At 69.9% G+C, this 20,324-nt stretch carries 20 protein-coding genes and 1 riboswitch; of the genes, 12 read left to right on the forward strand and 8 right to left on the reverse strand.

Annotation, left to right across the window (positions count from 1 at the left end):
* Positions 1-54 precede the first annotated feature (54 nt).
* The 10 genes from ACZ5NH_RS14900 to ACZ5NH_RS14945 all read left to right on the forward strand — a co-directional run bounded on the left by ACZ5NH_RS14900 (position 55) and on the right by ACZ5NH_RS14945 (position 10,008).
* Positions 55-870 carry an SOS response-associated peptidase gene (locus tag ACZ5NH_RS14900; RefSeq protein ID WP_468775309.1) on the forward strand — a complete coding sequence of 272 codons (816 nt, stop codon included), beginning with the start codon at positions 55-57 and terminating at the stop codon, positions 868-870.
* 1 nt (position 871) lies between these two features.
* Positions 872-1,498 carry an alpha/beta hydrolase family protein gene (locus ACZ5NH_RS14905; protein ID WP_388620667.1) on the forward strand — a complete coding sequence of 209 codons (627 nt, stop codon included), beginning with the start codon at positions 872-874 and terminating at the stop codon, positions 1,496-1,498.
* Between the two features lie 256 nt (positions 1,499-1,754).
* Positions 1,755-2,450: an RNA polymerase sigma factor SigR gene (gene sigR / locus ACZ5NH_RS14910; protein WP_468775312.1), complete on the forward strand. Its 696-nt coding sequence runs from the start codon at positions 1,755-1,757 to the stop codon at positions 2,448-2,450.
* Positions 2,447-2,749, forward strand: coding sequence for a mycothiol system anti-sigma-R factor (gene rsrA, locus ACZ5NH_RS14915; protein ID WP_468775314.1), 303 nt, complete (start codon positions 2,447-2,449; stop codon positions 2,747-2,749). The genes sigR and rsrA overlap by 4 nt, the downstream gene beginning before the upstream one ends.
* 109 nt (positions 2,750-2,858) lie before the next feature.
* Complete coding sequence (locus ACZ5NH_RS14920) at positions 2,859-4,172, forward strand: HD-GYP domain-containing protein (RefSeq protein WP_468775316.1); 1,314 nt, start codon at positions 2,859-2,861, stop codon at positions 4,170-4,172.
* Complete coding sequence (locus ACZ5NH_RS14925) at positions 4,169-5,461, forward strand: HD-GYP domain-containing protein (RefSeq protein ID WP_468775318.1); 1,293 nt, start codon at positions 4,169-4,171, stop codon at positions 5,459-5,461. Before ACZ5NH_RS14920 ends, ACZ5NH_RS14925 begins: the two co-directional genes overlap by 4 nt.
* A gap of 100 nt (positions 5,462-5,561) precedes the next feature.
* Complete coding sequence (locus ACZ5NH_RS14930) at positions 5,562-6,542, forward strand: hypothetical protein (protein WP_468775320.1); 981 nt, start codon at positions 5,562-5,564, stop codon at positions 6,540-6,542.
* Between the two features lie 73 nt (positions 6,543-6,615).
* Positions 6,616-7,266 (forward strand): peptide deformylase, encoded by a 651-nt coding sequence (def, locus tag ACZ5NH_RS14935; RefSeq protein WP_388620679.1) that lies wholly within the window; start codon positions 6,616-6,618, stop codon positions 7,264-7,266.
* A 289-nt stretch (positions 7,267-7,555) separates the two neighbouring features.
* Entirely contained in the window at positions 7,556-8,641 is a 1,086-nt protein-coding gene (cyc1, locus tag ACZ5NH_RS14940; RefSeq protein WP_468775322.1) for an epi-isozizaene synthase, read from the forward strand.
* On the forward strand, positions 8,638-10,008 hold the full coding sequence (locus ACZ5NH_RS14945) for a bifunctional albaflavenone monooxygenase/terpene synthase (protein ID WP_388620683.1): 1,371 nt from the start codon (positions 8,638-8,640) through the stop codon (positions 10,006-10,008). Before cyc1 ends, ACZ5NH_RS14945 begins: the two co-directional genes overlap by 4 nt.
* 36 nt (positions 10,009-10,044) lie before the next feature.
* On the opposite strand, the gene ACZ5NH_RS14950 is transcribed toward ACZ5NH_RS14945, so the two are convergent.
* The gene (locus ACZ5NH_RS14950) at positions 10,045-11,007 is read right to left on the reverse strand and encodes a GlxA family transcriptional regulator (protein ID WP_468775324.1); all 963 of its coding nucleotides are present in this window, start codon (positions 11,005-11,007) and stop codon (positions 10,045-10,047) included.
* A gap of 93 nt (positions 11,008-11,100) precedes the next feature.
* Here ACZ5NH_RS14950 and ACZ5NH_RS14955 point away from each other — a divergent pair, with 93 nt between their 5' ends.
* On the forward strand, positions 11,101-11,313 hold the full coding sequence (locus tag ACZ5NH_RS14955) for a hypothetical protein (RefSeq protein WP_468775326.1): 213 nt from the start codon (positions 11,101-11,103) through the stop codon (positions 11,311-11,313).
* Between the two features lie 8 nt (positions 11,314-11,321).
* Here the strand turns inward: ACZ5NH_RS14955 and ACZ5NH_RS14960 are convergent, their stop codons facing one another.
* The 7 genes from ACZ5NH_RS14960 to nagB all read right to left on the reverse strand — a co-directional run bounded on the left by ACZ5NH_RS14960 (position 11,322) and on the right by nagB (position 19,314).
* A complete protein-coding gene (locus tag ACZ5NH_RS14960; protein WP_468775328.1) occupies positions 11,322-12,335 on the reverse strand; it encodes a ribonucleotide-diphosphate reductase subunit beta in 1,014 nt (337 codons plus the stop codon).
* Complete coding sequence (locus ACZ5NH_RS14965) at positions 12,335-14,704, reverse strand: ribonucleoside-diphosphate reductase subunit alpha (RefSeq protein WP_468775330.1); 2,370 nt, start codon at positions 14,702-14,704, stop codon at positions 12,335-12,337. The genes ACZ5NH_RS14960 and ACZ5NH_RS14965 overlap by 1 nt, the downstream gene beginning before the upstream one ends.
* Before the next feature lie 125 nt (positions 14,705-14,829).
* A riboswitch (cobalamin riboswitch) is annotated at positions 14,830-14,954 on the reverse strand.
* Positions 14,955-15,006: 52 nt separating this feature from the next.
* Positions 15,007-15,513 carry a GNAT family N-acetyltransferase gene (locus tag ACZ5NH_RS14970; protein ID WP_451553371.1) on the reverse strand — a complete coding sequence of 169 codons (507 nt, stop codon included), beginning with the start codon at positions 15,511-15,513 and terminating at the stop codon, positions 15,007-15,009.
* A gap of 74 nt (positions 15,514-15,587) precedes the next feature.
* Complete coding sequence (gene mctP / locus ACZ5NH_RS14975) at positions 15,588-17,216, reverse strand: monocarboxylate uptake permease MctP (RefSeq protein ID WP_468775332.1); 1,629 nt, start codon at positions 17,214-17,216, stop codon at positions 15,588-15,590.
* Positions 17,213-17,476, reverse strand: a complete 264-nt coding sequence (locus ACZ5NH_RS14980) for a DUF3311 domain-containing protein (protein ID WP_388620697.1) — start codon at positions 17,474-17,476, stop codon at positions 17,213-17,215. Before ACZ5NH_RS14980 ends, mctP begins: the two co-directional genes overlap by 4 nt.
* A gap of 123 nt (positions 17,477-17,599) precedes the next feature.
* Positions 17,600-18,364, reverse strand: a complete 765-nt coding sequence (locus ACZ5NH_RS14985) for a GntR family transcriptional regulator (RefSeq protein WP_388620698.1) — start codon at positions 18,362-18,364, stop codon at positions 17,600-17,602.
* A 164-nt stretch (positions 18,365-18,528) separates the two neighbouring features.
* Positions 18,529-19,314 carry a glucosamine-6-phosphate deaminase gene (nagB, locus tag ACZ5NH_RS14990; RefSeq protein ID WP_468775335.1) on the reverse strand — a complete coding sequence of 262 codons (786 nt, stop codon included), beginning with the start codon at positions 19,312-19,314 and terminating at the stop codon, positions 18,529-18,531.
* 133 nt (positions 19,315-19,447) lie between these two features.
* On the opposite strand from nagB, the gene ACZ5NH_RS14995 reads away from it, so the two are divergent.
* Entirely contained in the window at positions 19,448-20,077 is a 630-nt protein-coding gene (locus ACZ5NH_RS14995) for a TetR/AcrR family transcriptional regulator (RefSeq protein WP_468775337.1), read from the forward strand.
* The last annotated feature ends 247 nt before the right edge of the window (positions 20,078-20,324 follow it).

Below are 20,324 nucleotides of genomic sequence, written 5' to 3' on the forward strand. Positions count from 1 at the left end.
CGTAAGGTGGTGACGACCCTGGGGTCACTGGGCAGGTCGGAGGGGTGGTTTCGGATGTGCGGACGGTATGCGTCGAGTCGTAGGCCCGAGGATCTCGCAGGAATCTTCGACGTCGAGAAGTGGGAGCCCGAGGAGACCCTGGAGCCGGACTACAACGTGGCGCCGACCAAGGAGGTCTACGCCGTCCTCGACCGTCCCCTCAAAGACGCGGACTCCCCGCGTCCGGTCCGCCAGCTGCGCAAGCTGAAGTGGGGTCTGGTGCCGTCCTGGGCCAAGACGCCCGAGGGCGGCGCCCGGATGATCAACGCCCGGGCCGAGACGGTGCACGAGAAGCCCGCCTACCGCCGCGCCTTCGCCGCCCGGCGCTGCATCATCCCCGCCGACGGCTACTACGAGTGGGTCACCGGCAAGCAGGAGCGCGACCTGGAGGTCGAGGGAAAGAAGAAGCGGCCGCGCAAGCAGCCGTACTTCGTGCTGCCGGCCGACGGCTCGGTGTTCGCGATGGCCGGGCTGTACGAGTTCTGGCGGGACCGCACCCTGCCCGACGACCACCCCCAGGCCTGGTGGGTGACCTGCTCGGTGATCACCACGGAGGCGGAGCAGACCCCGCTGGCCGTGGCCCCGGCCGAGGGCCCGTACTCGCTGGTCGACATCCACCCCCGGATGCCGCTGATGCTCACCCCGGACCGCTGGGACGCCTGGCTCGACCCGGCCCGCACCGATCCCGACGCCCTCCGCGACCTCCTCGCCCCGCCCCCGCCCGGCCTGATGCGCGCCTACCCGGTCTCCACGGCCGTCAGCAACGTCCGCAACAACGGCCCGGAACTGCTGAAGGAGCTTGAGGCACCGGAAACGGGCACACTCTTCTAACGTGATCGAGATTGTCGAGACCGACGCCGGGACCGCACGCATCACCTGGCACAAGGCGAAGAAGGCGCGGCTGGTCCTGGCCGTGAGCCACGGAGCGGGCGGTGGCATCGAGGCACGGGACCTCCAGGCCCTCGCCCGCGTGCTCCCGGAGCACGGCGTGACCGTGGCCCTCGTGGAGCAGCCCTGGCGCGTCGCCGGGAAGAAGGTCGCCCCCGCGCCGAAGACCCTGGACACCGGCTGGCGCGGCATCTGGCCCGCGCTGTCCGGGATGGAGCTGCCGGTGGTCTCCGGCGGCCGAAGCGCCGGCGCCCGGGTCGCCTGCCGTACGGCGACCGAGCTGGGCGCGCATGCCGTGCTCGCGCTCAGCTTCCCGCTGCACCCGCCGGGCAAGCCCGAGAAGTCCCGCGCCGAGGAACTGCTGGGGGCCGGGCTGCCGACGCTGGTCGTGCAGGGCGGCAACGACCCCTTCGGCAAGCCGGAGGAGTTCCCGAAGGGTGACTTCGAGCTGATCGAGGTGCCGTACGGCGATCACGGGTTCGCGGTCCCCAAGCGTGCGGAGATCACCCAGGAGAGGGCCCTGGAGATCGTCAGCGAGGGCGTAGTGGAGTGGACCGTGTCACTCGGGTGACCCCCGGGAATGTTGCCGGCCGGACCTCTGTTGATCGGGACAGAAGTGCTGAGGCCTCGGCACCGACGTCGTAGGAGAGGAAGTCCGCCGCATGGGTTCGACCATCTGCCCGAGCCAAAAGCGCAGCGCTGACCTGGACTGGACGGTGCTGCACGCGGCCAAGGCCACTCCTATTCGAGGGGCGGCAGGCACGGGTCGTGTTCTATCCTCCGAAACGAGTGGGACCGGTTTCGGTCCTGCCCGGGATCTTGAGGAGGTGGGTCCGGTCACCGGTACCGACGCAGGGACCGACAACGGCCAGGCGGAGCAGCCCGAGGGCCAGGGCGCGAGCGCGGAGGCGATCTCCGAGTCCACCGCCGAGCGCAGTGCGCGCTTCGAGCGGGACGCGCTCGAGTTCCTCGACCAGATGTACTCGGCCGCGCTGCGCATGACGCGCAACCCGGCCGACGCCGAGGACCTGGTGCAGGAGACCTACGCGAAGGCGTACGCGTCCTTCCACCAGTTCCGCGAGGGCACCAACCTCAAGGCGTGGCTGTACCGGATCCTCACCAACACGTTCATCAACTCCTACCGCAAGAAGCAGCGCGAGCCGCAGCGCTCCGCCGCGGAGGAGATCGAGGACTGGCAGCTTGCCCGCGCCGAGTCGCACATGTCGACGGGTCTGCGCTCCGCCGAGTCGCAGGCGCTCGACCACCTGCCCGACTCGGATGTGAAGGAGGCGCTGCAGGCGATCCCCGAGGAGTTCCGCATCGCCGTCTATCTCGCGGACGTAGAGGGCTTTGCGTACAAGGAGATCGCGGACATCATGGGGACACCCATCGGTACGGTGATGTCCCGGCTGCACCGGGGCCGCCGTCAACTGCGCGGCATGCTGGAGGACTACGCCCGTGAGCGTGGGCTGGTCCCGGCGGGCGCCGGAGAGTCGAACGAAGCGAAAGGCTCGGGCTCATGAGCTGCGGAGAGCCGCACGAGACGGACTGCAGTGAGGTCCTCGACCATCTGTACGAGTTCCTCGACAGTGAGATGCCGGACGTCGATCGCGACAAGTTCCAGCACCACTTCGAGGAATGCTCTCCGTGCCTGGAGAAGTACGGCCTGGAGCGGGCCGTGAAGAAGCTGGTCAAGCGGTGCTGCGGGCATGACGACGTACCCGCGGACCTGCGCGCCAAGGTCATGGGGCGGATCGACCTGATCCGTTCCGGCCAGGCCGTCCCCGAGCACGACGTGACCGCCACCCCGCAGGAGAGCTGACCGCCGGGTCGTCACTCGAACGTGCTAATCCTCAGGTCATAGGCCCCGCACCCCCCGATCCCCGCCCTAGGCTCCGAGCCTGGACAGGCATGGTCGGGGGAGGGGCGTGATGGAGGCGGTACCGGCGAGGGCCCGCGGTTATGTGGCCTGTGTCGCCCTGCTGGCGCTGCTCTGCCTCCTGCCGCTGCCGACGGTACGCACCCCGTGGTGGGCGCTCGGTCTTCTCTGCGCGCTCTACGCCGTCTGCGAGCACGCCGTGCGCCGGCGCTTCGGCGGCACCTTCTACCCCGTGCTGCTCGCCGGGGCGTTCCTGCTGCCGCCGCCGGCCGCCGCGCTGGTCCCGCTGCCCGCGGCCCTGCTCTCCCCGGTCGAGCGGGCCGGGCACCGGCCCGCGCCGCTCAGACGCCTGTGGCGGGCCGCGCAGCCCGCGCTCGCCGTGTGGGGCGCCGCCCGGGTGCACTGGGCGCTCGGCGGCCGCGACGCCGTCGTCGCCTCCGACTTCCCGTACGCGCTGCTGCCCGCGGGCGCGGCCGTGCTCGCCTTCTGCCTGATCCTCACCGTCCTCGACGGCGGGATCCGCGCCGTCGCCCTCGGCGTCCCGCTGCGCCGGGCCTGGCGCGGGCTGCTGTCCCGCTCCCTCGCGCCGGTCGCGGTGCACGGACTCGCCGGGCTGATGACGGCCGTGCTGTGGCGCAGCCCGTACGGCCCGGTCGCCGCGCTGCTCGTGCTGCTGCCGATGTGCGTGTCCTGGTGGATCTTCGCCCAGTACCACCGCGAGCGCGCCGCCCACCAGGCCACCATCCGTGCCCTCGTCCAGGCGGTCGACATCAAGGACGGCTACACCCGCGGCCACAGCGAACGCGTCGGACAGGCCTCCGTGATGATCGCCCGCGAACTGGGCATGGACGACGACCGCGTCGAGGTGCTGCGCTTCGCCGGCATCCTGCACGACGTCGGCAAGCTCGGTGTCCCGACGCGGCTGCTGCGCAAGGACGGCCCGCTGACCCCCGAGGAACGCCGGATCATCGAACTGCACCCCGAGTACGGCCATGAGATGGTCCGCGGGATCTCCTTCCTCGGCGAGGCCCGCGCCGCGATCCTGCACCACCACGAACGCCTCGACGGCAGCGGCTACCCGTACGGCCTCATCGGAAGCCAGATCCCCGAGTGCGCCCGCATCGTCGCCGTCGCCGACGCCTTCGACGCGATGACCTCCACCCGCTCCTACCGCCGGGCCCGCCCGGTCGAGGCGGCCGTCGCCGAACTGGAGCGCTGCGCCGGCGCGCAGTTCGACCCGCGCATGGTGGACGCGTTCCGGCGCGCGCTGGGCCGCTACGGCTGGCACCCCACGGTCACCTCCGAGGACACCGCGACGCCGCACGAGAGCCAGGGCCGGTCGCCGGTCATCGGGGTACCCCGGTGACCGCCCTGCGGATCGTGCACGGGGCCGCCGCGCTCACCGCGGCCGGGTCCCTCGCCGTCACCCTCTGGACCGGGCTCGACGAACGGGGCGTCGCCCTCGCCTTCGGGGTGCTCATAGCCGTCGGCGAGCTGACCCGGTGGAGCGACGCCGAGGTACGGCAGGCCGCCCCCCTCGCCACCGCCGGCTCGCTGTCGTACGCCCTGCTCGGAGCGGAGGCCGGTCGGCCCGCGCACCACGACGCGGCGCAGGTCGTCACCGTGGTCCTGGCGGCCGCCCTGCTCGGCGCCGTCCCGCACATCTGGCACGGACGCACCCCCACCCTCGACCATCTGGCCCGCCGTGTGCTCACCGTCGGCTTCGCCGCCGTCTGCTTCCAACCCCTCTACAGCAAGGGCGCATTCACCTCCTGGAGCGGCCCCGCCTACGCCCTGCTCCTGGTCGCCCTGCTCTGCCTCACCGCGCTGTGCGACGCCGTTCTGGCCGCCGCTCTCGCCCACTCCCGCACCCGCTGGCCGTTCGGCCCGCTGCTGCGCGAGGAACTGCGCGGGCTGCTCGGCATCGGCTCCGCCGTCTGTGCGACCGGCGCGGTGATCGCGCTCGGGGTCGCCGTCGCCGGGCTGTGGGCGCTGCCCGTGTTCTGTCTGCCCCTGCTGCTCACTCAGTTGTCCCTGCGCAGATACGCGGCCGTCCGCGCCACCTACCGGCAGACCATCGCCTCCCTCGCCCGCGCCACCGAGATAGCCGGCTGCACCCCACCCGGGCACGCCCGCCGGGTGGCCGCGCTCAGCCTCGCCGTCGGCCGGGATCTCGGCCTGACCGGCGGCGAACTGACCGTCCTGGAGTACGCGGCCCTCATGCACGACATCGGCCAGCTCAGCCTGGTCGACCCGGTCCCGGCCGGTGCCACCGCCGGGCTGCCGCCCGCGCAGCAGCGGCGGATCGCGCTGCTCGGCGGGGCCGTCGTACGGCAGACCGGTGTGTCCGCGGCCGTCGCCGTGATGGTGGAACGGCAGGCGGACCCCTACCGCGAACAGCCCCTCGCCGCCCGGATCATCCGGGCCGTGAACGCCTACGAGGAGAAGACCCGGGACGCGGGCCCCGAGGGACCCCTGCGGGCGCTGGAGGAGCTGCGTCTCGGCACCGCCGGTGACTACGCTCCGGAGGTGGTGGAGTCCCTCGCCCGCGTCCTGGCCCAGCCACGGACCTGGGGGGAGAGCGCGCCAGTGGCGGGCGACGGGAGACGCACGGCACTGTCTGACCCCGCTCGCGGCTGGGTAACCCATGGGTAATGAGCGCCTTTCCCACCGTACGTGGTTGGATGCGAGGGAGAGGGTGTCCGGGGGCACAAGCCAGCCCACTGAGCGGAACTGGAACTGGCAGGCGGGAATCGTGAGGATCTTCGGCAAGGGACGGCACCGGCCCTCCGCCTCCTGGCGGCAGGCCACCGACCGGGCGTTCACGCTCATCGGCGACGGTCGGTACGAGGACGCGGGCGAGCTGCTGACACGGGCCGCCGACCTGGAACCCTGGCTGTCGGAGTCCTGGTTCAACCTCGCCCTGCTGCACAAGTTCCGGCACGACTGGGAGCAGGCCCGCGCGGCCGGTCTGCGCGCGGTGGCCCTGCTCGACCGGGAGGCCGGGGCGCCCGACTGGTGGAACGTCGGCATCGCCGCCACCGCCCTGCAGGACTGGCCGCTGGCCCGCCGCGCCTGGCAGGCGTACGGGCTGAAGGTGCCCGGAGGCGCCGCCGTGGCCGGGGAACCGGTCGGCATGGAGCTGGGCAGCGCGGCCGTACGGCTCTCCCCGGAGGGTGAGGCCGAGGTCGTGTGGGGCCGCAGGCTGGACCCCGCGCGGATGGAGGTGCTGTCCATCCCGCTTCCCTCGTCCGGGCGACGCTGGGGCGAGGTCGTGCTGCACGACGGGGTCCCGCACGGCGAGCGCACGACCTCCACCGGCCATGCGTATCCGGTCTTCGACGAGATCGAGCTGTGGGCGCCCTCACCCGTGCCGACCTGGGTGGTTCTGCTGGAGGCGGCCACGGAGGCGGACCGGGACGCGCTGGAGCAGCTCGCCGCGGACGCCGGGTTCGCCGCGGAGGACTGGTCGTCGTCCGTGCGGCTGCTGTGCCGGATGTGCTCGGAGTCGCGGATGCCGTCGGACGAGGGCGAGGGTGATCACCTGGACCCGCACGACCACAGCGAGCCAGGTCATCCCGGGCCGCTGGGGCACCGGACGGACGGGCAGCTGTGGGTGCCGGAGCGGGAGTGCGGGGTGGCCGCGCCGGCTTCGCTGGTGCGGGGGCTGCTGGACGGGTGGGTCGCCGACAGCCCGGACTCCAGGGACTGGCGGGATCTCGAAGAGGTTTGCTGAGCCGCCGGTGACCAGCCGCCTTTAGGCTGTACCCGAGACTTTTCCAAGGTTTGCAGGAAGGCGTACGTCGGTCATGGCGCAGCAGGACACCGATCAGCAGCACGCGGGCGTGCTCCCCGTCGACGAGGAGGGGTACGTCGTCGACACGGAGGACTGCGAGGAGCGCGAGAAGGCCTGGCGGGAGCGTGGCACCTCGCGGCCGATCACGGTGGTCGGCAACCCGGTGCTGCACAAGGAGTGCAAGGACGTCACCGAGTTCGGCGAGGAGCTGCAGCAGCTCGTCGCGGACATGTTCGCCAGCCAGCGCACCGCCGAGGGCGTGGGTCTGGCCGCCAACCAGATCGGTGTCGACCTGAAGGTCTTCGTCTACGACTGCCCCGACGACGAAGGCGTCCGGCACGTGGGCGTGGTGTGCAACCCCAAGCTCGTCGAGCTGCCCGCCGACCAGCGCCGCCTGGACGACAGCAACGAGGGCTGCCTGTCGGTGCCGACGGCGTACGCACCGCTCGCCCGGCCCGACTACGCCGAGGTGACCGGCCAGGACGAGCAGGGCAACCCGATCAAGGTCCGTGGCACCGGCTACTTCGCACGGTGTTTGCAGCACGAGACCGACCACCTCTACGGCTACCTGTACATCGACCGGCTGTCCAAGCGGGACCGCAAGGACGCGCTGCGGCAGATGGCCGAGAACGAGCCACGTTATCCGGTGGTCGCCAACGACTAGCAGACGCCGCGGACTTGGGGCGTCCGGCGGGATCACTCCCGGTCGGGCGCCCTTCGTATGTCCGGCTTCGATCATCCGTGCGTCGTACAACCGACCCGTTCTGCCCTCCTAATGATCCTTAATCGGTCACACAGGGGGAGATTCTCGGCACCTAGGGGTAGTGAGTGAAGCAAATCCGTTCCCACGGCGGACAGTTGTGGTGCTGAATGTAAGTGCGGGGATACGCAACGGCGCACGCCCGGCACGACGGTAGGGGTGTGCGCTCCTGGCGGCGGAGAGGGGTTTGTACGTGCATGCTTTCCCATACGGCACCACAGCGACGCCGATGGCGGTCGTAGTACCACCCTCACTGGCACTCCCGGTGATCGAGTCCGCCTTTCCTCGGCAACTGCACCCGTTTTGGCCGCGACTCCAGGAGAAGACACGGCTCTGGCTGCTGGAAAAGCGGCTCATGCCGGCGGACTTGGTGCGGGAATATGCCGATGGACTGTGCTACACCGACCTCATGGCGGGGTACTACCTCGGTGCCCCCGACGAGGTCATGCAGGCCATCGCCGACTACAGCGCATGGTTCTTCGTCTGGGACGACCGCCACGACCGGTACGTCGTCCACGGCCGGGCCGACGACTGGCGACGCCTCAGGCACCGCCTCCATACGGCCCTCGACGCACCCCGGCACCATCTGCACCACCCGGACTCGCTGGTCGCGGGGTTCGCGGACAGCGTGCTGCGGCTGTACGGCTTCCTGTCGCGCACCTGGAACCAGCGGTTCGCCCGGCACTTCCACGCGGTGATCGAGGCCTACGACCGCGAGTTCCGCAACCGCACCGAGGGATACATACCCGGCGTCGAGGAATACCTCGCCCTGCGCCGCCACACCTTCGCGCACCGGATATGGACGGACCTGCTGGAGCCGAGCGCCGGATGTGAACTCCCGGATTCGGTGCGGAAAAACCCGGCCTATCGCCGGGCCGCACTGCTCAGTCAGGAATTCGCCGCCTGGTACAACGATCTGTGCTCGCTGCCGAAGGAAATAGCGGGCGACGAGGTCCACAATCTCGGCATCAGTCTCATCGCCCATGAGAGGCTGACTCTCGAGGAATCGGTGGACGAAGTGAGGCGGCGCATCGAGGAATGTATCAGTGAATTCCTCGAAGTCGAGCAGGAGGCCCTGCGGTTCGCCGACGGCCTCGCCGACGGCACGGTCCACGGAAAGGAACTGAGCGCCGCGGTCCGCACCTGCGTCGGCAATATGCGCAACTGGTTCAGCTCCGTCTACTGGTTCCACCACGAGTCCGGCCGGTACATGGTCGACACCTGGGACGACCGGTCCACACCCCCGTACGTGACGAACGAAACGGCAGGTGAGAAATGACCGTCCAGTCTGTGCGGCCCCTGACCTCCGAGACCGCCGAGCTGCGTGAACCGCCGCTGGCCGGCGGCGCGGTGCCCGGCCTCGGGCACGGTCTGCAACTGGTCCGCGATCCGCTCGCGTTCATGTCCCGGCTCCGCGACCACGGCGACGTCGTACGCCTCAGGCTCGGCCCCAAGACGGTGTACGCCGTCACCGCCCCGGAGCTCACCGGCGCGCTCGCGCTCAACCCCGACTTCAAGATCGACGGACCCCTGTGGGAGTCCCTCGAAGGGCTGCTCGGCAAGGAGGGCGTGGCCACCGCCAACGGCCCCCGGCACCGGCGCCAGCGGCGCACCATCCAGCCCGCGTTCCGGCTCGACGCGATCCCGAACTACGGGCCGGTCATGGAGGAGGAGGCGCACGCGCTGACCGAGCGCTGGCGGCCCGGCGAGACCGTCGACTGCACCTCCGAATCCTTCCGGGTGGCCGTCCGCATCGCCGCCCGATGCCTGCTGCGCGGCGAGTACATGGACGAGCGCGCCGAGCGGCTCAGCGTCGACCTCGCCACCGTCTTCCGCGGCATGTACCGGCGCATGGTCATCCCGCTCGGGCCGCTCTACCGGCTGCCGTTCCCGGCCAACCGCGAATTCAACCGGGCGCTGGCCGATTTGCATCTGCTGGTCGACGAGATCATCGCCGAGCGGAGGGCGTCTGGTCAAAAGCCGGACGATTTGCTGACGGCATTGCTGGAGGCGAAGGACGACAATGGCGACCCCATCGGGGAACAGGAGATCCACGACCAGGTCGTCGCGATACTCACCCCCGGCAGCGAAACAGTGGCGTCCACGATCATGTGGCTGCTCCAGGTCCTCGCGGAACACCCGGAACACGCCGAGAAGGTACGGACCGAGGTTGAATCCGTGACCGGTGGTCAACCGGTCGGTTTCGAACACGTCCGCTCGCTCCGGCACACCAACAATGTCGTTGTCGAGGCCATGCGGCTCCGGCCCGCCGTATGGATATTGACGCGGCGAGCGGTGACCGACACCGCGCTCGGTGAATATCGCATTCCGGCCGGGGCGGACATCGTCTACAGCCCCTACGCGATCCAGCGCGACGCCCGCTCCTACGACCGCCACCTCGACTTCGACCCCGACCGGTGGCTGCCGGAGCGGGCCAAGGACGTGCCGAAGTACGCCATGAGCCCCTTCAGCGTCGGCAACCGCAAGTGCCCCAGCGACCACTTCTCCATGACCCAGCTGAGCCTGATCACCGCGGCGATCTCGGCGAAGTACCGCTTCGAGCAGGTCGCGGGGTCGAACGACACCACCCGCGTGGGCATCACGCTCCGCCCGCACAACCTGCTGCTGAGGCCGCTGCCTTGGTAGGAGTGTCTGGGTAGGACACCTGGTACCGGCGCGCGCTCAGGCGGCCTCAGGGCCCCGGAACGCGCGCCGGTAGGCGTTCGGGGTGGTGCCGAGCGCCCGCACGAACTGGTACCGCATGGCAGCCGCCGTACCGAACCCGGTGCGCCAGGCGATCGCGTCCATGGTCTCGTCGGTCCCCTCCAGCAACTCCTGGGCGCGCAGCACCCGTTGCCGCAGGATCCACCGGTAGGGAGTGGTCCCGGTCTCCTGCTGGAAGCGGCGCGCGAAGGTGCGCGGGGCCATGTGGGCGCGGGCGGCGAGCTGCTCGACGGTCACCTCCTGGTCGAGGTGCTCCTCCATCCACACCAGCACCTCGCCGACGGTGTCGCACGGGCCCTTCGGCAGCGGCCGCTCGATGTACTGCGCCTGCCCGCCGTCCCGGTGCGGCGGTACGACCATCCGGCGGGCGATCTTGTTGGCGACCTCGGGTCCCTGCTCCTTGCGCACCAGATGCAGACAGGCGTCGATCCCGGCGGCGGTGCCGGCCGAGGTGATCACGGGGTCCTCGTCGACGTAGAGCACGTCCGGCTCGACGGTCAGCCGCGGATACTGGCGGGCCAGCTCCGCCGCGTGGTGCCAGTGCACGGCACAGCGCCGGCCGTCCAGCAGCCCGGCGGCGGCGAGCACGAAGACGCCCGAGCAGACGCTGAGCACCCGGGCGCCGCGATCCACCCCGCGGCGCAGGGCGGCGAGCAGCTCCGGCGGGAACGCGCGCGAGTCGTAGCAGGCCCCGGCTGGTACGGCGATCAGATCGGCCGCCTCCAGGCGCTCCAGGCCGTGCTCGACCTGCAGGGTGAACCCCGCGTTGGAGCGCAGCACCGGGCCCTCGGCCGAGGCGACCGCGAAGTCGTACACCGGCAGTCCCTCGTCACTGCGGTCGGTACCGAAGACCTCGCAGACGACGGCCATCTCGAAGGGGTTCACGCCGTCGAGCAGCACGGCGGCCACGTTCTGCAGCATGCTGCCAGTCTGCCTCGCCGGTGGCAGTAATTCGAGGGTGTGCGGCAGTCCTGCCGCTCCCGGTAAGGAGCGTTCGGCGGGACAGTGATGTCCATGACCACATCACAGACAGAAGGACTGCTCGGAATGATCGCCGTGATCGGGATCCTGGGCCTGCTGATCCTCCCGGCGGTGATCGGTATCGCGCACGACAGGATGATCGACCGCCAGATCAGCAGGTCACAGCGTAAGGAGGCGAAGGGGGAGAACGAGACGAGGCGGCCGAGCCGGACCCGCAGGAGGCACGGCGCGGCCCACCCCGTCTGAACGGCCGGTCAGAAGTCTTCGTCCAGGTCGACGGTGCCCTCCACCGCGACCTGGTACGCCGACGGGCGGCGCTCGAAGAAGTTCGTCAGCTCCTGGACGCCCTGCAGCTCCATGAAGGAGAACGGGTTCTCCGAGCCGTACACCGGGGCGAACCCCAGGCGGCCGAGGCGCTGGTCGGCGACGCACTCCAGGTACTGCCGCATCGACTCGGTGTTCATGCCCGGCAGGCCGTCGCCGCACAGGTCGCGCGCGAACTGCAGCTCCGCCTCGACGGCCTCCCTCAGCATGTCGGTGACCTGCTGCCCCAGCTCCTCGTCGAACAGCTCCGGCTCCTCCTTGCGGACGGTGTCGACCACGTCGAAGGCGAAGGACATGTGCATCGTCTCGTCGCGGAACACCCAGTTGGTGCCGGTGGCCAGACCGTGCAGCAGACCCCGGCTGCGGAACCAGTAGACGTACGCGAACGCGCCGTAGAAGAACAGGCCCTCGATGCACGCGGCGAAGCAGATCAGGTTGAGCAGGAAGCGACGGCGGTCGGCCTTCGTCTCCAGCCGCTCGATCTTCTCGACCTCGTTGATCCACTTGAAGCAGAACCCGGCCTTCTCGCGGATGGAGGGGATGTTCTCCACCGCGGCGAAGGCCGCCGCGCGGTCGTCCGGGTCGGGCAGGTAGGTGTCCAGGAGCGTCAGATAGAACTGGACGTGCACGGCCTCCTCGAAGAGCTGACGGCTCAGGTAGAGCCGTGCCTCGGGGGAGTTGATGTGCTTGTAGAGCGTCAGCACCAGGTTGTTGGCGACGATCGAGTCACCGGTCGCGAAGAAGGCGACCAGGCGGCCGATGAGGTGCTGCTCCTCGGGCGTCAGCTTCGCGAGGTCGGCGACGTCCGAGTGGAGGTCGACCTCCTCGACGTGCCAGGTGTTCTTGATCGCGTCGCGGTAGCGCTCGTAGAAGTCCGGGTAGCGCATGGGGCGCAGGGTGAGTTCGAAGCCCGGGTCGAGAAGGTTCTGGGAACGGTTGGACATTACTGGCAGGCCTCGCAGGACTCGGGGTTCTCAAGGGAGCAGGCGACCGCGTCGGGGTCGGCGACCTGCTGGACGGGGATGCCGGCGGCGGTCTGCGCCTGGGCGGCGCGGGCGATGCGGGTCGCCGGGCGGGAGCGCAGGTAGTACGTCGTCTTCAGGCCCGACTTCCAGGCGTAGGCGTACATCGAGGAGAGCTTGCCGATGGTCGGCGTCTCCAGGAACAGGTTCAGGGACTGCGCCTGGTCCAGGAACGGGGTGCGGGCCGCCGCCATGTCGATCAGGCCGCGCTGCGGGATCTCCCACGCCGTGCGGTACAGCGCCCGTACGTCGGCCGGAATCCACGCGAAGTCCTGCACCGAGCCGTTGCTGTCCCGCAGCGCCTCACGGGTGCGGGCGTCCCACACGCCCAGCTCCTTCAGGTCCTGCACCAGGTAGGAGTTGACCTGCAGGAACTCACCGGACAGCGTCTCGCGCTTGAACAGGTTCGACACCTGCGGCTCGATGCACTCGTACACGCCCGCGATGGAGGCGATGGTGGCGGTGGGCGCGATGGCCAGCAGCAGGGAGTTGCGCATGCCGACCTCGGCGATACGGCCGCGCAGCGCCGCCCAGCGCTCCGGCCAGGACAGCTCGACACCGAAGTGGTCGGGGTGCAGCACGCCCTGGGCCGTACGGGTCTTCTCCCAGGCCGGCAGCGGGCCGTTGCGCTCGGCCAGGTCGGCGGAGGCCTCGTACGCGGCCAGCATGATCCGCTCGGCGATCCGCGTGGACAGGGCCTTGGCCTCCGGCGAGTCGAAGGGCAGGCGCAGCTTGAAGAAGACGTCCTGCAGACCCATCGCGCCGAGACCGACGGGACGCCACTTGGCGTTCGACCGTCCCGCCTGCTCGGTCGGATAGAAGTTGATGTCGACCACGCGGTCCAGGAAGGTGACGGCGGTGCGGACGGTGTCGTCCAGCCGCTGCCAGTCGAGGTCACCGGTCGTCGTGTCGACAAAGGCACCCAGGTTCACGGACCCCAGGTTGCAGACCGCCGTCTCCCCGTCGTCCGTGACCTCCAGGATCTCCGTGCAGAGGTTGGAGGAGTGGACCACGTGCCCCGGCAGGGCCGTCTGGTTGGCGGTGCGGTTGGCCGCGTCCTTGAAGGTCATCCAGCCGTTGCCGGTCTGCGCGAGGGTGCGCATCATCCGGCCGTACAGCTCACGGGCCGGCATGGTCTTCTTCGCGAGGCCCTTTTCCTCCGCCTTGCGGTAGGCGGCCTCGAACTCCTCGCCCCACAGGTCCACCAGCTCCGGCACGTCCGACGGGGAGAACAGCGACCACTGCTCGTCGGCGTTGACCCGGCGCATGAACTCGTCCGGGATCCAGTGCGCGAGGTTCAGGTTGTGCGTACGGCGGGCGTCCTCACCGGTGTTGTCCCGCAGCTCCAGGAACTCCTCGATGTCGGAGTGCCAGGTCTCCAGGTAGACCGCGGCCGCGCCCTTGCGCCGGCCGCCCTGGTTCACGGCGGCCACCGAGGCGTCCAGGGTCTTCAGGAACGGCACGATGCCGTTGGAGTGCCCGTTGGTGCCGCGGATCAGCGAACCCCGGCTGCGGATCCGGGAGTACGACAGACCGATGCCTCCGGCGTGCTTGGAGAGCCGGGCCACCTGGTGGTAGCGGTCGTAGATGGAGTCCAGCTCGTCCAGCGGGGAGTCGAGGAGGTAGCAGGACGACATCTGCGGGTGCCGCGTGCCGGAGTTGAAGAGCGTGGGGGAGGACGGGAGGTAGTCGAGCCTGCTCATGAGCCCGTAGAGCGCGGCCACTTCGTCCACGGAGCGGGTCGTGTCGTCCTCGGCCAGGCCGCTCGCGACCCGCAGCATGAAGTGCTGGGGCGTCTCGATGACCTTGCGGGTGATCGGGTGCCGCAGGAGATAGCGGCTGTGCAGGGTGCGCAGGCCGAAGTAGCCGAAGCGGTCGTCGCCGGCCGCGTCGATCAGCGTGTCGAGCCGCTCGGCGTGCAACCGTACGAACTCGGCGGTGCGGTCGGCGATGAGCCCCTCGCGGTGCCCCACGGTCACGGACCCGGTGAAGGATGTCACGCCCTGCGAGGCGGCCTCGGCGCGGATGGAGATGGTCAGCAGCCGGGCGGCCAGCCGGGAGTAGGCGGGGTCCTCGGAGATGAGCCCGGCGGCGGCCTCGGTGGCCAGCTCGCGCAACTCCGCCTCGTCGGCCCGGGCGGACCGGCCGCGCAGCGCGGCGGCGGCGACCCGGCCGGGGTCGGCGTCGGGGAGGTCGACGGTCAGCTGGGTCAGGGTCCGCAGCAGCGCGGCACCGGGACCGTCGGTCTCCAGGCCGCTGGCTGAAGCCGGATCTGCTGGCGCGATGGTCACGTGGGGCTCTCCCTCGCTGGGCACGGGGGCCTTGCCGAGGGCAGGGGGCAACCACGAGCGCACACGGCGTCGCGTCCACCGGCCCATCCCACGAGGCCCGGACGTCTCAGGGCACCCGAACCGGACGGCCGGGTGCGCTGCCGGCAGGTCCTCGGACTGACTCCTGAGCGCAGACGCGCACAAGTACACCGTTGCGGGACAGTTCCGGATTCGCACCGGATTCCCCTGCGACGACAGCGAGCATGAGCATACATCTAGTGTCGGGCTGTCGTGTCACCCCCAGATGTTGTGTCGTGACGGTGTCAGAGCGTCAACTTGTAGGTGAGGAGAGTGATGTCGGCGAGTTCCGGGAGCGGGTTCCAGTCGCGTTCGGGGACGCGGACGAACCCCAGGCGCTCGTAGATGCGGTGGGCGGCGTGCATGGTGCGCTGGGTCGACAGGACGACGGCCCGGCAGCCCTCGGTGGCCCGTGCGCGGTCGATGCAGGCCCGGACGAGGGCCTCGCCCGCACCCTGTCCCCGTCCCGCGTGCGCGACCGCCAGCATGCGGATCTCGGCCTCTGCGGGGCGGGCGATGTCGGCCATGGGGCCGGGGGACGGCACGAAGGTGACTCCGCCGAGGAGGGTGCCGTTCCGGACGGCCACGAGTACCTGTGCCGCGGCCGCTCGCTTGGCCACGTCTCTCAGTTCGCCCAGGTACCAGTCGCTCTCCCCGAAGTCGAGGAGTCCGTCGTCCAGGTACGCCCGGGCGGTGATCTCGCCGAGGGCGTCGTAGTCGCCGGGGTGCGCGGGCCGGATCACGATGTCCATGGCGTCGAGTCTGCCGGAGCGGTACGACGACGGGCCGCCGGATTTCCTCCGGCGGCCCGTCGTACGGCAGTCGCTCAGTGACCGGCGCCCGCGGTCGCCGGCGGCAGTTCCACCTGCACCCCCGGGTCGCCCGCGTCCGCCGTGTAGTCCTCCGGCTTGGTCTCGTCGACGCCCTCGGGGGCCTTCACGGCCTTCAGGACGACGGTGAGGACCACGGTGACCACGACGTTGAGGACGAAGGCCGTGAGGCCGATGTAGCCGATCTCGCCGATGCCGGGGATCTCCTTCGCCGAGCCGCCGAAGTGCTTCTGGGTCGGGGAGGCGACGCCGTACGCGGCGACCGTGCCGTACGCCATGCCGACCGCCCAGCCGGCCAGCAGCGCCCAGCGGTGGAACCAGCGGGTGAACAGGCCGCCGACCAGGGCCGGGAAGGTCTGCAGGATCCAGATGCCGCCCAGCAGCTGGAAGTTGATCGCCACCGTCTTGTCCATGGTGAGGACGAAGACCAGGGCGCCGACCTTCACCAGCAGGGAGACGATCTTGGAGACCTGGGCCTCCTGCTTCGGCGTGGCGTCCGGCTTGATGAAGTCCTTGTAGATGTTGCGGGTGAAGAGGTTCGCCGCGGCGATCGACATGATCGCCGCGGGGACCAGGGCACCGATGCCGATCGCCGCGAAGGCCACGCCCGCGAACCAGTCCGGGAACATGTTCTCGAACAGCTGGGGGATGGCCAGCTGGCCGTTGGTGACCTTGACCCCGGCCGCGATCGCCATGAAGCCCAGCAGCGCGAGCAGGCCGAGCATCAGGGAGTACAGCGGCAGGATCGTGGTGTTGCGGCGGATCACGTTACGGCTCCTGGAGGACAGGGTCGCGGTGATCGAGTGCGGGTACATGAAGAGCGCGAGTGCGGAGCCCAGGGCCAGGGTGGCGTACGTCCACTGTCCGGCCTCCGGGGGCACGAGCGCGCCGCGCGGCTTGCCCGTCACCGGGTTGACCTGACTGAACGCGTGGCCCGCCTTGGCGAAGATGTCGTCGAAGCCGCCCAGCTTGATGGGGATGTAGATGATCGCCACCGCGATGACGATGTAGATCAGCGTGTCCTTCACGAAGGCGATCAGGGCGGGGGCGCGCAGACCGGAGGAGTAGGTGTACGCCGCCAGCACGCCGAAGGCGATCAGCAGCGGCAGGTCCCGTACGAACCAGTTGGTGCTGCTGTCCCCGCCGACGCCCATCACGTCCAGCACCGCCTGGATGCCCACGAGCTGGAGCGCGATGTACGGCATCGTCGCCAGGATGCCGGTCAGCGCCACCGCCAGCGACAGGCCCTTGGAGCCGAAGCGGCCCCGGACGAAGTCGGAGGTGGTGACGTACCCGTGGCGGTGCGAGACCGACCACAGGCGCGGCAGGAACGTGAAGATCAGCGGGTAGACCAGGATCGTGTACGGCACGGCGAAGAAGCCGGCCGCGCCCGCCGTGTAGATCGCCGCCGGTACGGCGACGAAGGTGTACGCGGTGTACAGGTCGCCGCCGAGCAGGAACCACGTGACCCAGGTGCCGAACGACCGTCCGCCCAGGCCCCATTCGTCCAGGGAGTGCTCGTTCTCGGCCCTGCGCCAGCGGGCGGCGAGGAAGCCCATGACCGTGACGGCCAGGAAGAAGAAGATGAAGACGCCGAGCGCGACGCCGTTGACGCCGTTCTTCACTTCGCCTCACCACCCTGCTGAGCGGCGCGGGCGCGCTGGTCGCGCTGCCACAGCTTGTACGCGGTCATCGTGAGCGCGGTGGAGATCAGCACCCAGAGCATCTGGTACCAGTAGAAGAACGGGATCCCGATGAAGGCGGGGTCCGTCTTGGCGTAGGAGCCGACCCAGAGCGTCGCCACGAAGGGCGCGACGAGACACAGGCCGATGATCACACGCACCGGCGTCACCACCGGTGGTTTCACTTCAGGCGTTTCGGACATGCCACGGCTCCGTCCCCTCGCTGATCACCTGTGTAATGCGCAGGCAATGTAGGTGACGGCGTCGTGGAAGCGGAAGACCTCGTCCGGATCTCGGTATATCGATTCAGCGACGGTCCGCGCGTCCTACTCGGCAGGCCGCTTCAGCCGCGCGACGAACTTGTACCGGTCGCCCCGGTACACCGAGCGCACCCACTCCACCGGCTTGCCCTCGTGGTCCAGGGAGTGGCGGGAGAGCATCAGCATCGGCAGGCCCACGTCGGTGCCGAGCAGGCCCGCCTCGCGCGGCGTGGCCAGCGAGGTCTCGATGGTCTCCTCGGCCTCGGCGAGGTGGACGTCGTAGACCTCGGCGAGGGCGGTGTAGAGCGACGTGTACTTCACCAGGGAGCGGCGCAGGGCCGGGAAGCGCTTGGCGCTCAGGTGGGTGGTCTCGATGGCCATCGGCTCGCCGTTGGCCATGCGCAGCCGCTCGATGCGCAGCACCCGTCCGCCGGCGGTGATGTCGAGCAGCTCCGCGAGCCGGTCGTCGGCGGTGATGTACCCGATGTCCAGCAGCTGCGAGGTCGGCTCCAGCCCCTGGGCGCGCATGTCCTCGGTGTAGGAGGTGAGCTGGAGCGCCTGGGAGACCTTGGGCTTGGCGACGAAGGTGCCCTTGCCCTGGATGCGCTCCAGGCGCCCCTCGACCACCAGCTCCTGCAGGGCCTGGCGGACGGTGGTGCGGGAGGTGTCGAACTCGGCCGCCAGCGTGCGCTCGGGCGGGACCGGCGTGCCCGGCGCCTGCGTCTCCGTCATGTCGAGCAGGTGCTTCTTCAGGCGGTAGTACTTGGGCACGCGCGCCGTACGGACGGTCGTCGCGGCCTCGTTCTCCGCACTGCTGACGTCGGTGCTCATGCTCTGCCTTCCCGGCTCCGGATGCCGAAAGCGACCGACTGACATCGGCCACGGCTCACATCGTGGCACGGGTTCTTCTGTCAGGACTCCACCCGCACGCTCCGTGATCTCCTCTATATACAGTGGTGACCGGGTTTGGTCTAGTCCATGCCGCCGAGCAGGCGTCAGATCCCCTGCCAGTCCGGCTTGCCCGCGTAGGTGTGCCGGAAGTAGTCGGCCAGCTTGAGCTTGGAGGCCGCCGCCTCGTCGACGACCACCGTGGCGTGCGGGTGCAGCTGCAGCGCGGAGGCCGGGCAGACGGCCGCGACGGGGCCCTCGACCGTCGCGGCGACCGCGTCCGCCTTGCCCTCGCCGGTCGCCAGCAGCACCAGATGGCGGGCCTCCAGGATGGTGCCGATGCCCTGGGTGATGACGTGGCGCGGCACCTGCTCGATGTCGCCGTCGAAGAAACGGGCGTTGTCGACGCGGGTCTGCTCGGTCAGCGTCTTGATCCGGGTGCGCGAGGCGAGCGAGGAGCACGGCTCGTTGAACCCGATGTGCCCGTCGGTGCCGATCCCGAGCAGCTGCAGGTCCACCCCGCCGGCCTCGGCGAGCGCGCGGTCGTACGCCTCGCAGGCCGCCTGGATGTTCTCGGCGGTGCCGTCGGGCCCGAGGAACTCGTCCATGCCGATGCCGAGCGGCTCCAGGACCTCCCGGCGCAGCACCGAGCGGTAGGACTCGGGGTGGTCGGAGGGCAGTCCCACGTACTCGTCGAGCTGGGCGATGCGTGCCCGCGATGTGTCCACGGAGCCGGAGCGCACCTTCGCGGTCAGCGCCTGGTAGATGGGCAGCGGGGTGGAGCCGGTGGCCACGCCGAGCAGGGCCCCGGGCTTGCGTCGCAGCAGCTGTGCCATGGCTTCGGCGATCAGTTCGCCGCCCGCCGCGGCGTCCGGAACGATGACAACTTCCACGCTGGGCCTGCCGTTCTGAAGTGGGCTCTGGACGTCCTATGTGGTTTAGACCAATCTAACAGAACCGGGTCCCCCGGCGATGCGCTTCTCCCGACCGGCGCCTTTTTCTAGGGCCCGCTATAAAATGCCCTCCATGGTGAGCGCTCAGGAGACGGGAACACGGGCCGGGGCATCCGGAACGCGGGGCCGCCCACGCTCCTTCGATCGTGCCACTGCGCTGGAGAAGGCGCTCATGGCCTTCTGGGAGCACGGCTACGAGGCCACCTCGGTCGCCGACCTCACCCGGCTCATGGGGATCGGCGCCCCGAGCCTGTACGCCGCCTTCGGCGACAAGCGGACGCTGTTCGAGGAGGTCGTACGGCTCTACACCGATACGTACGGCGCCTTCGGTGATCGCGCCCTCGCCGAGGAGCCCACCGCCCGCGCCGCTGTCGAACGCATGCTGCGCGAGGCCGCCGCCGAGTACACCGACCTCGCCCATCCCCACGGCTGCCTTGTCGTGCACGCCGCCACCAACTGCACCAGTCCCGAGGTGGCGCGGCTGCTGCGGGAGCGGCGGAACGCGAACATCGCCGCCCTGGAGTCCCGGATCCGGGCCGATGTCGCGGAGGGCCGACTTCCGGCCGGCACCGACGCCGCTGCCCTCGCCCGGCACGCCGGCGCCATGATCCAGGGCATGTCCCAGCAGGCCCGCGACGGAGCGAGCCGGCAGGAACTGGAAGCACTCGCGGAAATTGCCATGTCCATCTGGCCCCACGGCTGACCGAGGCGGGCTAGGCTTCATGGCATCGGGTGCCATCAGTCGTGCATGCCGACAAAGCCATGGACACATCGTTGTGGTCTAGTCCACAATCGACGACGACGGATCCGACGACGTATCCACGCGAACAAGCCTCCGTCTTCCCCGCACAGGAAGGCGGATCGAGGACCCGGAGCTCTCTGCCCTGACTGCCCCGGCTCCTCGACCTTCGGCCGACCGGGACCGCACACCCCACGGCCGATGATGCTCC

The sequence above is a fragment of the Streptomyces sp. NPDC031426 genome (assembly GCF_055581585.1).